Source organism: Anaerolineae bacterium (assembly GCA_013178165.1).
Taxonomy (GTDB): Bacteria; Chloroflexota; Anaerolineae; order Aggregatilineales; family Ch27; genus Ch27.
Genome location: JABLXG010000023.1, coordinates 113,738 through 127,538, shown reverse-complemented (window position 1 = coordinate 127,538; position 13,801 = coordinate 113,738). Strand labels below are relative to the sequence as shown.

The following is a 13,801-nucleotide window of genomic DNA, read 5'->3' as shown; positions in this document are numbered from 1 at the left end:
GTCGCTGTGGCCCGGGAATGATACCTTGATGACCGATCGTCACATCCTGCGCTTCGGGCTGATCGGCTGCGGGCGTGTTGCGCCGCGTCATGCGGCGTCGATCGTTGCCCTGCCGGAGGCTGCACTGGTGGCTGTGGCCGACGTGATCGAATCGCGCGCCCGGCACTTTGTCACCCAGTACGGCGCGGAGGCGCACTACACGGATTATCGCGCCCTGCTGGACCGCCCGGATATCGATATTGTCAGCATCTGCACGCCCTCCGGGCTGCACGCCCCGATGGCGTTGGAGGCGCTGGCCGCTGGCAAGCATGTCATCGTGGAAAAGCCGATCGCGCTCAACACCGCCGACGCCGACCGCATGATCGCCGCTGCCCGCGCCGCCAACCGCAAACTGTGCGTCATCCTGCAGAATCGCTACAACCCGCCCATGCAGGAAGCTTACCACGCCATCCGCGCTGGCAAGCTGGGCCGCCTGTACCTGGGCAGTGCCACGGTGCGCTGGTACCGCCCGCAGGAATACTACGATGACGACTGGCATGGCACCTGGGCAATGGACGGCGGCGCGTTGATGAACCAGTCCATCCATCATGTTGATGCCCTGACCTGGCTGATGGGCCTGCCGGTGGAGAGCGTGTTTGCCTACACGGCCACCCTGGCTCACCGCATGGAGGCGGAGGACGTGGGCGTGGCGGTGCTGCGCTTTGCCAGTGGCGCCCTGGCGACGATCGAAGGCTCCACGCTGACCTACCCCCAGAATCTGGAAGGCTCGGTGGCGATCTTCGGCGAACATGGCTCGATCAAGGTTGGCGGCACAGCGCTCAACCGCCGCACCATCTGGAAGCTGGCGGGCGAACTGGAGCACGAACGCGAGATTCTCACCCGCGAGCAACTCGACCCGCCGTCCGTCTACGGCACCAGTCACCAGATCGTGATCGCCAAAATGATCGAAGCCGTGCTGGAAGACCGCGAACCAGAAACCAACGGCACGGAAGCGCGCAAGTCGCTGGCCCTGATTGAGGCCATCTACGAATCAGCGCGGACAGGGCTGCCAGTAAAGTGCGAGGCGAGCTGATGAAGATCCTGATCGTCGCCCCGCTGCACTACCCCGGTGAGCTGGCCAGGGTCCGCGCCGCAACCCCGCCCGGCGAGCCGCCGCCGCTCTTCCCGCCCAACATGGCCCAGTTCTTCTGGGTAAAAGCGCTGCGCCGGCTGGGGCACGAGGTCCACGCCTTCTACCGCACGGAAAGCGCCATGCCCGCCCTGGGGCGGCTGAGCCAGACCCGGCTGGTGCGCGGCGTCTCCCAGCGTACGCCGCAACTCAACCCCGATTACCGTCTGCGCAACCGGCGGCTGCTTGCTGCCGCCCGTGCCCTCCAGCCGGAGATGATCCTGATCACCGGCGATAACGAGGAGATCTACCCGGCGACGCTGGCGCAGATCAAAGCGGAAACCGGCGCGACCCTGGTGCTGGCCTGCGGCACCTCGCCGATCGTTTTCAGCCATGCTAATGAGCGCGCTGCCGCCCCGCTGATCGACCTGGTGACAGCAGTCGATTACTACCACGGCATCCAGTGGCTGGAGCTGGGGGCGCGGCAGATGATCTGCCTGCCCAATACCGCCTGTGACCCCGATTTTCACCGCCCGTTTGAGCTAACCGCCGATGAGCGCGCGGCATGGGGTTGCGACGTGGGCTTTGTGGGGACTCTCATGCCGCCCAACCTGTACAGCCGCCGGGTGCGCGGGCTGGAGGCGCTGCGCAGCTTCGACCTGGCGCTGTGGAGTGTGCACCCCGTGCCGGAAAACCTGCGGCCTTACCTGCGCGGGCGGGCGCTGGGGGAGCAGATGCTACGCATCCTCAGCGCGGCCAGGATTGCCTTCAACACGCACGGCGACTTTGTGTACTACGGCGGCAACATGCGCCTGTTCGAACTGGCAGCCATCGGCGTATTGCAGATCGTGGACGACCTGCCAGGCGTGCGGGAGTGGTTCACGCCGGGGGAAAACATCATCACCTACAGCGACGAGGCCGATCTGCGCGACAAGGTGGCCTACTACCTGGCCCACCCGGAGGAGCGGGCGCGGATCGCGGCCAACGCGCGGGCGCATGTCACCGCGCACCACACCTACGATCAACGCATGGCTCGCCTGATGACTGAGGTAGCCCGCCTGCGCGGGTGAAACGGCTGGCCAGGGACTGTTGTCTTGGGCTTTTTGCTTTGGCTGATGCTTGACTGCTGTTCATTTGACGATAAGGAGCCTTTACCATGTCTGATATTCGCCTGCAACGCCTTGCCGATCTGCTGGTCAACTATTCAACGGAGATCAGGCCCGGCGAGTGGGTCGGCATCCTGGGCGATGTGGTTGCCTTGCCCGCCCTGCGCGAGGTCTACCGCGCCGTGCTCCGCGCCGGCGGCAACCCTACCGTCTTTCTGACCGACGAGACCATGGCCCGCACCTTCCTGCGCGAGGCCAGCGACGACCAGCTCACCTGGCTGGACCCCTCCCAGACGCTCTACTACGAGCAGGCCGATGCCTACATCCGCGTGGGCAGCAGCCAGAACACCCGCGCCATGACCGGCATTCCTGCTACCCGTATGCAGAAGTGGGGGGCCGCCCGCCGTCCCTGGCTGGATACACGCCTGCGCCGCGCTGCTGAAGGCAAGATGAAGTGGGTCGGAGCCTGGTATCCCAACGAAGCCAGCGCTCAGGAAGCCAACATGAGCCTGGAGGAATATGAGGACTTTGTCTACGGGGCAACCTTCTGCGACCGTCCCGACCCCATCGGCGAGTGGCGCCGGATCAGCGCCATGCAGGAAGCCAAAGTAGCCTGGTTGACCGGCAAGCAGCAGGTCGTCTGCAAAGGCCCCAACGTTGACCTGACTCTCTCCATCGCTGGGCGCACCTTCATCAACAGCGACGGCCACCACAACATGCCCTGCGGCGAGATCTTCACCGGCCCGGTGGAAGAGTCGGTCAATGGCTGGGTGCGCTTCTCCTACCCGTCAATCGTCAGTGGGCGGGCTGTCTCCGGCATCGAACTGCGCTTCGAGGATGGCCGGGTGGTGGAAGCCAGCGCCAAAGAGAACGAAGACCTGCTCTTTGCTCAGCTCGATGCTGACGCCGGTTCGCGCTACCTGGGCGAGTTCGCCATCGGCACCAACTTCGGCATCCAGCGCTTCACCGGCAACATCCTCTTTGACGAGAAGATCGGCGGCACGATCCACATGGCGATCGGCACCGGCTACCCGGAAACCGGCAGCAAGAACCGCAGCAGCGTCCACTGGGACATGATCTGCGATATGCGCACCGATAGCGAAATCTGGGTCGACGGGGAACTGTTCTACCGCAACGGGCAGTTCATGGTCGACTAGGCGGCAGGGTCAGGCAGGCAGAGGCCGCTGGAGCGGGCCGCCGCAGCGCGTACAATTCGCTACAATCTGCGCCAACGCCGCCTGACCCGGTTCCGTCGTATGCCTGAGGATTCCGATTCCACCCGCCGCAAACGGCCCAGCCCCGCCCCGATCCCCTCTCCATCGGCGCCTGATGGACGGATCGCGGTGAGGCCGTTGCGTCGCCTGCTGGCCTTCGCCGCCCCGGCCTGGCGGCAGATCGCGCTCTCCACCCTGCTCGGTTTCCTGACGGTCAGCAGCAGCATCGGCCTGCTGGCAACCTCCGCCTGGATCATCAGCCAGGCGGCGCTGCGGCCCTCGATCGCTGCGATCCAGGTAGCAGTGGTGGGCGTGCGCTTCTTCGGGATCACCCGCGCCGTCTTCCGTTACCTGGAGCGGCTGGCCAGCCATAGTGCCACATTCCGTCTGCTGGCCCGCCTGCGCGTCTGGTTTTACGCTGCGCTGGAGCCGCTGGCTCCCGCCCGGTTGCAGGCCTACCGTTCCGGCGACCTGCTCAGTCGCATCATCGCCGACGTGGACGCGCTGGAGGATTTCTATGTGCGCGTTCTGGCTCCGCCGCTGGTGGCCGGGTGTGTGGTCGTGTTCCTGCTCGCCTTCCTGAGCGCCTACGCTACTGCGCTGGCCCCGATCGCCCTGGCCGGGATGCTGGCGCTGGGCGTCGGCGTCCCGCTGTTGACCCGTCACCTGGGGCATGGGCCGGGCCGGGCAGCGGTAGAGGGGAGGGCGGCGCTCAGCGCGGCGCTGGTCGATGGCGTGCAGGGCCTGCCTGATCTTTTGGCCTGTGGCGCAGAAACGGAAGAGCAACGGCGCATCGAAGCGCTCAGCGCCGATCTGATCGCCCGCCAGCGGCAACTGGCCCACATCGACGGCCTGGGGAACGTACTGGGTGTGCTGATCGTCAGCCTGACCATGATCGGCGTGCTGGCCGCCGCCATCCCCCGCGTGGCGGGCGTCCACCTGGCGACGCTGGCTCTGGCGACCGTCGCGGCCTTCGAAGCCATCATCCCCCTGCCGCTGGCCTTCCAGCATCTGGAGGGTAGCCTGGCCGCGGCGGAACGGCTGATCGCGATCGTCGAGGGGGTAGCGCCCGCCGTCAGCGATCCGCCTGACCCGTCCCCTCCCCCGGCACGCTACGACCTGGTGGTGGAAGAACTGTCGTTCACCTACCCGGCGGAGACAGATGCCGGGCCGGGCGTCCCGGCGTTACAGGAGGTCTCGTTCACCATCCGGGAAGGCGAGGCGGTCGCCATTGTCGGGCCGTCCGGTGCAGGCAAATCGACGCTGGTCAACCTGTTGTTGCGCTTCTGGGACTACCAACGCGGGCGTATCCTGCTGGGCGGGCAGGAGCTACGCACCTGCCGCGCCGATGACATCCGCGCCCGGATCGGGGTGGTGACCCAGCATACCCACCTGTTCAACACCACCCTGCGCGAGAACCTGCTGATCGCCCGTCCGGAGGCAACTGACGCGCAGATCGCCGCGGCGATCCACAAGGCCCAACTGGCTGACTTCATCGCCGGCCTGCCACAGGGCTACGACACGCCGGTTGGGGAGCAAGGACTGGCCCTCAGCGGCGGGGAACGCCAGCGGGTGGCCATCGCCCGCGTCCTGCTCAAGGACGCACCGCTGCTGATCCTGGACGAAGCCACCGCCAGTCTGGACGCGATCACCGAGGCGGCGATCATGGATGCAATATGGGCGCTGGCGGCAGGCCGTACAACGCTGATCATCACCCACCGGCTGGCCGGCCTGGAACGCGCCGATCGCATCCTGGTGCTGGCGGAAGGACGCATCGTGGAACGCGGGACGCAGGCCGAACTGCTGGCCCGTGACGGCCTCTACCGCCGCCTGCACGCCTTGCAGGGACGTCTGCTGGCCGCGGAGGAGTAAGACGCGCCGGTGAACGCAAAACCGGGAAAGAAGGGGGTATTGAGTCTGCGGCGGGAATATCGAGGGTGTTGCGGGGACTGCTGGCTCAGGAAGGGTTGCGGGTGAGCTGGAGTACGGTGTATCGCATCCTCAAGCGACATCTGGCGTTGCGCAAACACTACCGCCAACCGAAGGGAGGAGCCAGTGCAGCAGGCCAGTGGGCCGCGCCAGGTGGTGCAGGTTGATACGCTTGACCTGGGGGAGGTCTATGCTTACACGGCGATTGACACCTTCACCCGTGAGGCAGCGGTGGTGATCCGGCCCACCCGGCAGGCGACTGAAGGCCGTGCCGCCCTGGTTATGCTGATGCAACATTTTGGATGGGTACAGGTGCTACAGACCGATGGTGGCTCAGAGTTCAAAGCGAAATGTGCTGAGAGTATTACGCACTTCGCCACTCGCCACCGGATCGGACTCCCTTACAAAAAGAATGAACAACCTTCATTGAAGCCTTCAACGGCACGCTGCGCCGTGAGGAGTTTGGTCGTGAACATTTCCGGGCCGGCCAGCTGGCGGAAGCCCAGCAGGCCGCTGATTCCTTCCTGGACTACTATCACCATCGCCGCCCCCACCTTGCCCTGGCTATGAAGACGCCTGCTCAGTTCACGGAGTCGCATTTGCGCTGAAACGATTGCGAAGACCGCAGTATTCTCAATAGAAATGCGACTCCGTGATAAAGTTGTTGTGGTTGCGAGACAACCAACCCAATCACAGGAGCCGCACGATGGACACTATAACACAGATTCAGGTGGCATGGGAATTGAAGAAGCCGGGCATAGGGCGGATGAGATTGCTGAGCAGCTGGGGAAGCATCGGGCGACGATCTATCGCTGGCTCAAAGGCATTCGGATGCGGGGCATTCGGGGCTATGTGGCCTATTTCAAGCAGGCGAAGAAAGGACGCCGAGTGCGCAAGACGCCGGGCTATGTGGTGCAGCGGGTATTGAGTATCCGGCGGGAGTATCGCGACTGCTGCGGGGAGAAGGTCGTGTACGTGCTGGCGCAGGAAGGCATTGACCTCAGCCGCAGCACGGTCTATCGCATTCTCAAGCGCCATCTGGTCTTACGCAAGCATCACCGCCAGCCCGAGGGTGCGCCGGTGCAGCGTGCCACCGGACCGCGCCAGGTGGTGCAGGTCGATACCGTCAACCTGGGGGAGGTGTACGCCTACACGGCGATTGACACCTTCACCCGCGAAGCGGCGATTGTCATGCGCCCCTCCTTACAGGCCGCCGATGGCCGGGTTGCCCTGGAGCAGTTGATGGCGGTATTCGGGCGCGTGTCCCTCCTGCAAACCGATGGCGGGTCAGAATTCAAAGCCGAGTGCGCTGAGGGCATGCATCGCTGGGCGGATCAGCATCGTATCGCGCGGGCTTACAAGAAGAACGAACAGGCTTTCATTGAAGCCTTCAACGGCACGCTGCGCCGTGAGGAGTTTGGCGCCCTCAAGTTCCGGGGCGATGAATTGGAGCTGGCCCAGCAGTACGCCGATGCTTTTCTCGACTACTATCACCACCGGCGCCCGCATCTCTCACTCGACATGCTCACGCCCGCTCGTTTCGCTGAGTCGCATTTGCCTTGAGAGAATGCGAAGACTGGTCAGAACACGATGGGAACGGTACACTAAACGACTGCTTTGTACCCCGCCGGAGCCTGCCCGTAGCAGTCCCGGCGCCGAAATACCGCCGTCGGCTGGCGCCAGCCATCCGGCGGCCTGTGGAGGGAACGGTTTTATGTCACTACGCAAACGAACCCGCGATGGCAGCTGGCAGTGGCTGCTCGTCGGGGCGGTGCTGGGCCTGGCGTTTTCCGCCGTGATCTGCCTGGGAGCCTATGCTACCGGCCTGATCAGCTTCACTGTTGGCGGTCCTGGCACAGGCGGGGCGGAGGAACTCCCCCTGCCGACGGTGCTGGTCAGCGAGGTAGCTGAACTGCCCAGCGCCACCCCAACCCGTGAGCCGCAGGTCATCATCGTCACAGCCACCCCCGCCGGGATGACCGTGATCCAGCCCACGCCGACCCCGCTGGACACGGCCCCGGAGGCCACCGCAACGCCCACCGAAGAACCAGCAGCGGCGGCGATTGCCGCGGTAGGCACGCCGCTGATGACGCCTACCGCCACCCCACCGGAGGGTATCAATCCCATCCTGGCCAACAACCGCACGGAAACCGTCCTGATCAGCGGCGGCGACTTCCAGATGGGCACTAACCTCACTGAGGTTGCCGCAGCGGTCTCTGAATGCGTCAACGTCTACAAAGGCGCCTGCGATCCATCCTTTGCCGAGGATTCCTTCCCGCCCCACCGGGTGATTGTGGACAGCTTCCAGATGGAAAAGACCGAGGTCACGCTGGGGCAGTACGTGGCCTTCCTCAACACCCTGGGGCCGGGCAGCCATCGCAATGGTTGCGCGGGCCAGCCATGCGCCGCCACCCGCACCGAATCGGAAAGCAGCAACATCATCTTTGACGGCGAGCTGTATTCTACCCCCGATATGCTGGTCAGCCTGCCGGCGACACACGTGACCTGGTACGGGGCCAAAGCCTACTGCGAGGCAATCGGGCGGCGGCTGCCAACCGAGGCGGAATGGGAGCGCGCCGCGCGCGGCTCCGATTCGCGCGTCTATCCCTGGGGCAACCAGTGGTCACCGGAACTGGCCAACACCAACCGCCGCGACAACACCGGCCAGCGCACTTCCAGCGGGCCGGTGCCGGTGGGGAGCTTCCCCAGCGGGGCCAGCCCTTACGGCGTGCTGGATATGGCCGGCAACGTGGCGGAGTGGGTCAGCGACTGGTACCAGGCTAACTATTACAGCCAGCCGGAAGCCAGCGGCCTGAACCCGCAGGGGCCGGTCAGCGGCACGACCAAGGTCGTGCGCGGCGGTTCGTGGGATACCGTGCCGTTCTTCGCCCGCACGCCGCACCGTCAGGAATACGACCCGCTGACCCAGGCGCTCTTCATCGGTTTCCGCTGCGTCAGCGATGAGACGCCCATCCCGGCGGGTGGGATGGGCGGCGCAGGGCTGATCCCCTCGCCGACAGGCGTGATCCCGCCCACCCGCGACCCGAATATCACGCCTTCGCCGCTGCCCAGCTTGCCACCCGGCGGCTAAAGCGCCCGGTGCAGTGATCGATGGCACGGCCCTGTCTTCTTCAGGAGGAGCAGGGCCGTGCCGCTGCCTTCTCCCCTCCCTGGCCGAACCGGTAAGATGAACAGCCCGGCGCATTTTGCCCTATAATGGAGAAAACGCACCACCGGTAAGCCAGGAGACAACGCGATGGTGATTTTTGATGAGCAACTCGCGATTGGCTGGACTACCTGGGGACCCGTCGGGCGCGTGTATGTGGCGGCAGGGCCCAAGGGCGTCGCCGCGGTGACCATGGGACCATTCGACGAATCAGAAGCCGCCACCCTGGTCTGGGGCATGTTCCACATCCCGACCCTGATCGACGAGCGGGCCACGTCCGATGCCATCCGCCAGCTGGATGAATACTTCGCCGGCCTGCGCTGGACGTTCGACCTGCCGCTGGACCTGCGCACCGACACCCCCTTTCAGCGCATGGTGCTGCAGTACGTGCAGCGCATCCCTGCCGGGCAGACCATGACCTACAGTCAGGTCGCCGGGGCGCTGGGTGACCCGGAGCGGGCTATCGCTGTCGGGCAGGCCCTGGCCGTCAATCCCCTGCCGATCCTGATCCCGTGCCACCGGGTGATCGGCGCGGACGGCACGCTGGTCGGCTACAGCGGGTTCGGTGGCGTGGAGACCAAAGCGGCGTTGCTGCGTCACGAGGGCGCACTGCTGCTCTAGCCGGGCCGGGCATCTCCTCAATGCTACCTGTCTGCCGCGTTATCCGGCTGCCCCCTCCGGCCCCCGCCATTCAGGGCGTTCCGTACCGCCGCCGCAGGGCAGCGACCACATCCTCGATGCTCTCCGCTACGATCAGGCGATCAGTCGTCCCTGCCAGCCGCCGGGCGTGATCGATAACCAGCGCCCGTGCCCGGACGCCGTAATCCTCCACCTGGGCCACCAGCCTCCGCGCGCCGGGCAACAGGCGCAGCCAGCCCGGCACATCCCAGGCGAAGCCCGGCGCCACATGCAGGATGAAGGTCTGCCCGCGCTGGAGGGCGCTGGCTGCTGCCCAGCCGGTCTCTGCCAGCCCGCCAAAGGCCGGTGTCCCCGCCAGAAAGACCATGACGATCGTTTCGGCGTGGGCCATGACCTCGGCCTCGCGCCGCCCATCGGCTTCTGTCCAGGCGCGGCCCCGGATGGTGGGGTCGTAATAGGTAACACCCAGCGCTTCCAGTGCCGGGATGACGCGCCCCTCCCGCCAGCCGCCGCCGATCGCGCCGAACAGCGCTACCTGAGGATAGGTTAGACTTGCCATCGCTCCTCCTCGTGTTGCAGCAATCATCCCGACCCGCCCACCAGCGGGATATCGCCCAGCGGGGTGTGCAGCGCAGTGAAAGTCAGCCGGGCGCTGATATGCTGGCCGCAGCGAGCCACAAAAGCCAGCAGTCCCGCCAGAGTCCCTTCCGGCGGCAGGACGAGCAGGTGGCCCAGCTTGAGGTGCACGGTCTCCGGAATGTGAGTGCGCAGACCCGGTACTGCCGCCGCGATCCCCGCCCGCAACCGGTACAGGCTATCATCAGCGGGGAAGCCGGTCACCAGCAGTCGGCCAGAATGGGTCAGGATCAACCCCTGGCATTCGAGCGTGATCGGCCCCGGTCGCAAGCCAGCGACGGCGCGTGCCGTCTGCTGCCATTCGTCCGGGGTGAGGGGGTGGATGGCGTCGGCGGCGCTCTCGTCAAAATGGGTGTAGTTGAGCAGCGTCGTATGGTACAGGGCGGGCGGCACATAGGCGAAGGCGGGACTATCCCCTGGCCGCAGCGCCGCCAGGTAGCCATCCACCAGCCGGGCGATCCGCCACCAGCGCCGCGCGGCGCGAGGATCGGGCAGCGGGCAGCCCAGGGCCACGCCGGTTGGCCTGCAGGCGGCATCCCGCACCCGCATTATCCCCCCGGCAGGCTCGGATAACTCCTGCGCAGAACGCCGAACCTGAGCCGGACTGAGACCCTTCAGCCGGGTTTCGCGCAACATGAACAGGTAGGCAGCCCGGCAAATCGCATCGGGACTTTTCCGCCCCGGCAGGCTGGTCATTGTAGCTCGATCTCCTCGTCGATGACCCATGGCTGGTGCGGATCAGGCCGGGTCATAAAGGCCAGCTTTTCCACCATGATCGCTGTATCGTCCACCTGATCGCGGAAGGCGATCTCCACCTCCCGGCGGACGCGCTCCCGCTCCTGGGGCGGAATCCCGCTCAGCAGGGTGAAGTGCGGGTTGAAGCTCTTCATGATGTAGGGGGCATGATAGCGCTTAATCAGGAGATTGGCGCGTTCGGAGCGGCGGTCGCGATCCGGTGCGGCCAGCCCCAGCGAGTAGTTGGAGGCAATCGCCCGCCGGTAGACGCGCTGGATCATCTCGTAGTGCAGGATTTCCAGCGCTCCACTGGGATCGTTCAGGCAAATCGCCAGGCTCTGCTCGTTCGGGAAGGGCCTGATCTCGAAGTCGGTCAGGCGGAAGGGGTGCAGGCCCTGCACGATAAAGCGGATACTGGCTTTGACATGGGCAATGGTCTGCGCGTTGAGGAAGTACAGGGCATCGCTGATCGTCAGGTGGAAGCCAAAGTCCGCCGCGCCACCCACACTGGCCGCCCAGGGGGAGTTGACCGGTTGCCCGGCGCGTACATCATAGCCCAGCACGCGCGAGCCAAACGCATACAGTGATGAGTCAGCCGGCGGGATGAAATAGACAGCGAACGGTTGCAGCGCACTCAGTTCAAAGCGGTGATTCTGGCGGATCCGGGCGACATCCCGGGCCGGTAACGCGCCATCCCGCACACGCCGATAGTGAGCTTCCAGGTAAGCCACCACGCTGCGGTCGGCTTCCAGATCCGCCGAGAACTGAAAGACCGGGCTGAAGTTGCCCAGGCAGGCATAACCGTAGGGGTAGACAAAGTATTCGCTGTCCACGATCATCAGGGCAAAAGTAGGATAGTGGGTAAACAGGTTGATGCTGATCGTCTCCGGCTCGCCCAGGGCACGCCACATATTCAACAGGGTATCCAGGCGCTTGAGCATGCCCGACTGCCCGACGGGGGGTTTGATATCACCAATCTCCTCTTCGATCAGGCGGGCCTCCACATCCGGGCTATAGGGATCGGCCAGGTAAATTTCCAGGTGCATCTCTCCCGCAGCGGCCCGTTCCATACAACTCCGGGCGAACGGATCGCGGCTAAGGATGTTCAGGCCGGTGCCGATCAGGATAAACGACTTCGCCCGGCTAACCAGCGTCTCCATATAGCCGCAAAATTCGGTGCTATCGCTCTGGGCAAAGAGCGGACGGTAGGCGTTCTGCTGAGGGCGCGTCTTCAAGGCGCGGGAGAGATCGTCCACAGCGCGGTTGTAGTCCGGCTCCAGATCGATGATCTGCAGGTCCTTCAGCCAGGCCAGGTCCCGCTGCTCGGCCAATTCCTCGCTGCAGGCGCGCACGCTGACGGGGATGATGAACTTGCCCAGCCCGCGCGCCACATACAACTCGCGCCGGATCCATTCGCTATCCAGTGCGTCCGGCGACAGGCAGACGATCACCGCACCGGCCTTATCAATGCCCCGGAAGATCGCTTCCCACCACTTCTCGCCTGGCTCGATGTTTTGCTTGTCCACCCAGATGTCATGACCGGCTTTGCGCAGATCGTCCACCAGGCGGTCCACCAGCAGCTTATCTGAACGGGAATATGAGACGAAGATACCGGTCATGCTTCCTCCTGCTCATCAGGGTTCGGGGCGGATGGCCCCAGCGGTTATTCGCGGGTGAAAGGTACAAAGCGCACATCCATCAGGCGCTGCATGGTGACCTCGTCGCCCTGCCGTTCGACCAGCCACAGCGTCTGCACATCCCCCACCGGCCCGATCGGGATCACCATCCGCCCGCCGTCCGGCTTGAGCTGGTCAACCAGCGGCGAAGGCAGGTGATCCGGCGCAGCGGTGACGATGATTGCGTCATAAGGGGCGTGCTCCAGCCAGCCGTAATACCCGTCGCGGCGGTCAATGTGCACATCGGTATAACCCAGCCGATCCAGCACAGCACGGGCGATGGCGGCCAGTTCCGGGATGATCTCGACTGTGTAAACCTGGTCGGTCATTTCGCGCAGGATCGCCGCCTGATAGCCGGATCCAGTGCCGATCTCCAGGACGCGGTCGCCCGGTTCCAGCGCCAACAGCTCGGTCATGATCGCCACCAGCGACGGTTGGGAGATCGTCTGCCCGTAACCGATCGGCAGCGGGTGATCGTTGTAGGCAAATTCCAGCAGGTAAGTAGGGATGAAACTGTGGCGCGGCACTTTGCGCAGCGCCGCCACCACCCGTTCGTCGCTCACACGCGGGGCGACAAACCGGCTGACCAGCGCTTCCCGCGCGGCCTGTGTGGCTGCCGTGTCGCTGAAGTTCCGATCCAGTTGCGCCGGGGTAGCCAGGACGGCAGTCGGGGCGTAGATCGTCTCCTCGCCAGGCCGGGAGATCGCGCCGGGGGGCACGGTCGGCTGCCCGCCGCACGCAGCCAGGCTCAGCGCCAGTCCGGCCAGCATCAGCCATCTCATCTTCACCTCCCGCTGCTGATCATCCTCCAGCCTGGCGCTCTAGACGCCAGAACGCACCCGCCGGATGAAGTCGACCGATTGCAGCCGTCGCTCCAGCAGGGTCACCAGATAGCCGAGCATCACCCGCTCGATCTCAGCGTGGAGCAGCGCGTCCAGGCGCAAAGCCTTGACGCGCGTCCACGGCTCGCGCTGGAGCGCGCGCAGGGCGTGTAGTGCGCGCTGACTGATAGAGGTCAGGCCATCGCGGAACTCGCCGCAGGCCGGGCAGACCACGCCGCCTTCCACCGCGCTGAAGTACTGATCCTCGGCGGCGATCGTCTCCCCATTGATCACACAGCGGGCCAGTTCCGGGCGGAAGCCAACCTCATCCAGCAGGCGCATCTCGTAGAAGCGGGCCACGATCCTCAAGTCGGAATCGGTGCAGATACGATGCAGGGTCGCATCCAGCAGGGCAAAGAGCGCCTCGCTTTCGGCCTCATCCTCGTCGGTGGTGAAGCGGTCGAGCAACTCGACGACATAGTTGGCGTAGGCGGCGCGGAGCAGGTCTTCCCGCAGGGGCAGGTACGGCTCAGTCATCTCCGCCTGGGAGATGATCAGCAGGTCGCGCCCGCGATGGAGGAGCATATCGGTGCGGGCGAATAGTTCCACATGGCCGCTTTTGCGCGTGGTGGGCTTGCGCGCACCCTTGGCGATGGCCCGTAGCTTGCCATGGTGCGGGGTGAGGATGGTCAGCAGGCGGTCGGCCTCGCCGAAATCCATGCGGCTGAGGATGATCGCCTCGGTGCGGAAGGTGCGCTCTTTGCTCATCAG

General features: G+C 65.1%; 13 protein-coding genes. 8 read left to right on the top strand and 5 right to left on the bottom strand.

What is annotated here, in order from left to right; genetic code table 11:
* Positions 1-28: 28 nt before the first annotated feature.
* From HPY64_13355 to HPY64_13320, 8 genes are all read left to right on the top strand, one after another.
* On the top strand, positions 29-1,072 hold the full coding sequence (locus tag HPY64_13355; protein NPV68123.1) for a Gfo/Idh/MocA family oxidoreductase: 1,044 nt from the start codon (positions 29-31) through the stop codon (positions 1,070-1,072).
* Complete coding sequence (locus HPY64_13350; protein NPV68122.1) at positions 1,072-2,178, top strand: glycosyltransferase; 1,107 nt, start codon at positions 1,072-1,074, stop codon at positions 2,176-2,178. Before HPY64_13355 ends, HPY64_13350 begins: the two co-directional genes overlap by 1 nt.
* An 86-nt stretch (positions 2,179-2,264) precedes the next feature.
* Positions 2,265-3,371, top strand: a complete 1,107-nt coding sequence (locus HPY64_13345; GenBank protein NPV68121.1) for an aminopeptidase — start codon at positions 2,265-2,267, stop codon at positions 3,369-3,371.
* 99 nt (positions 3,372-3,470) lie between these two features.
* A complete protein-coding gene (gene cydC / locus HPY64_13340) occupies positions 3,471-5,300 on the top strand; it encodes a thiol reductant ABC exporter subunit CydC (protein ID NPV68120.1) in 1,830 nt (609 codons plus the stop codon).
* 183 nt (positions 5,301-5,483) lie between these two features.
* Positions 5,484-5,927 (top strand): DDE-type integrase/transposase/recombinase, encoded by a 444-nt coding sequence (locus tag HPY64_13335; protein NPV68119.1) that lies wholly within the window; start codon positions 5,484-5,486, stop codon positions 5,925-5,927.
* A gap of 165 nt (positions 5,928-6,092) precedes the next feature.
* Positions 6,093-6,920 (top strand): DDE-type integrase/transposase/recombinase, encoded by an 828-nt coding sequence (locus HPY64_13330; protein ID NPV68118.1) that lies wholly within the window; start codon positions 6,093-6,095, stop codon positions 6,918-6,920.
* Positions 6,921-7,071: 151 nt separating this feature from the next.
* Entirely contained in the window at positions 7,072-8,448 is a 1,377-nt protein-coding gene (locus HPY64_13325) for a formylglycine-generating enzyme family protein (protein ID NPV68117.1), read from the top strand.
* A 165-nt stretch (positions 8,449-8,613) separates the two neighbouring features.
* Entirely contained in the window at positions 8,614-9,144 is a 531-nt protein-coding gene (locus HPY64_13320) for a methylated-DNA--[protein]-cysteine S-methyltransferase (protein ID NPV68116.1), read from the top strand.
* A gap of 70 nt (positions 9,145-9,214) precedes the next feature.
* On the opposite strand, the gene HPY64_13315 is transcribed toward HPY64_13320, so the two are convergent.
* The 5 genes from HPY64_13315 to recO are packed head-to-tail and all read right to left on the bottom strand — an operon-like array spanning position 9,215 to position 13,798.
* Positions 9,215-9,721 carry a hypothetical protein gene (locus tag HPY64_13315; protein NPV68115.1) on the bottom strand — a complete coding sequence of 169 codons (507 nt, stop codon included), beginning with the start codon at positions 9,719-9,721 and terminating at the stop codon, positions 9,215-9,217.
* Between the two features lie 23 nt (positions 9,722-9,744).
* Entirely contained in the window at positions 9,745-10,494 is a 750-nt protein-coding gene (locus HPY64_13310) for a hypothetical protein (protein ID NPV68114.1), read from the bottom strand.
* Positions 10,491-12,152, bottom strand: coding sequence for a TIR domain-containing protein (locus HPY64_13305; GenBank protein NPV68113.1), 1,662 nt, complete (start codon positions 12,150-12,152; stop codon positions 10,491-10,493). The genes HPY64_13310 and HPY64_13305 overlap by 4 nt, the downstream gene beginning before the upstream one ends.
* Before the next feature lie 44 nt (positions 12,153-12,196).
* Positions 12,197-12,979: a protein-L-isoaspartate(D-aspartate) O-methyltransferase gene (locus tag HPY64_13300; GenBank protein ID NPV68112.1), complete on the bottom strand. Its 783-nt coding sequence runs from the start codon at positions 12,977-12,979 to the stop codon at positions 12,197-12,199.
* 51 nt (positions 12,980-13,030) lie between these two features.
* Positions 13,031-13,798 carry a DNA repair protein RecO gene (recO, locus tag HPY64_13295; GenBank protein ID NPV68111.1) on the bottom strand — a complete coding sequence of 256 codons (768 nt, stop codon included), beginning with the start codon at positions 13,796-13,798 and terminating at the stop codon, positions 13,031-13,033.
* Positions 13,799-13,801: the final 3 nt, after the last annotated feature.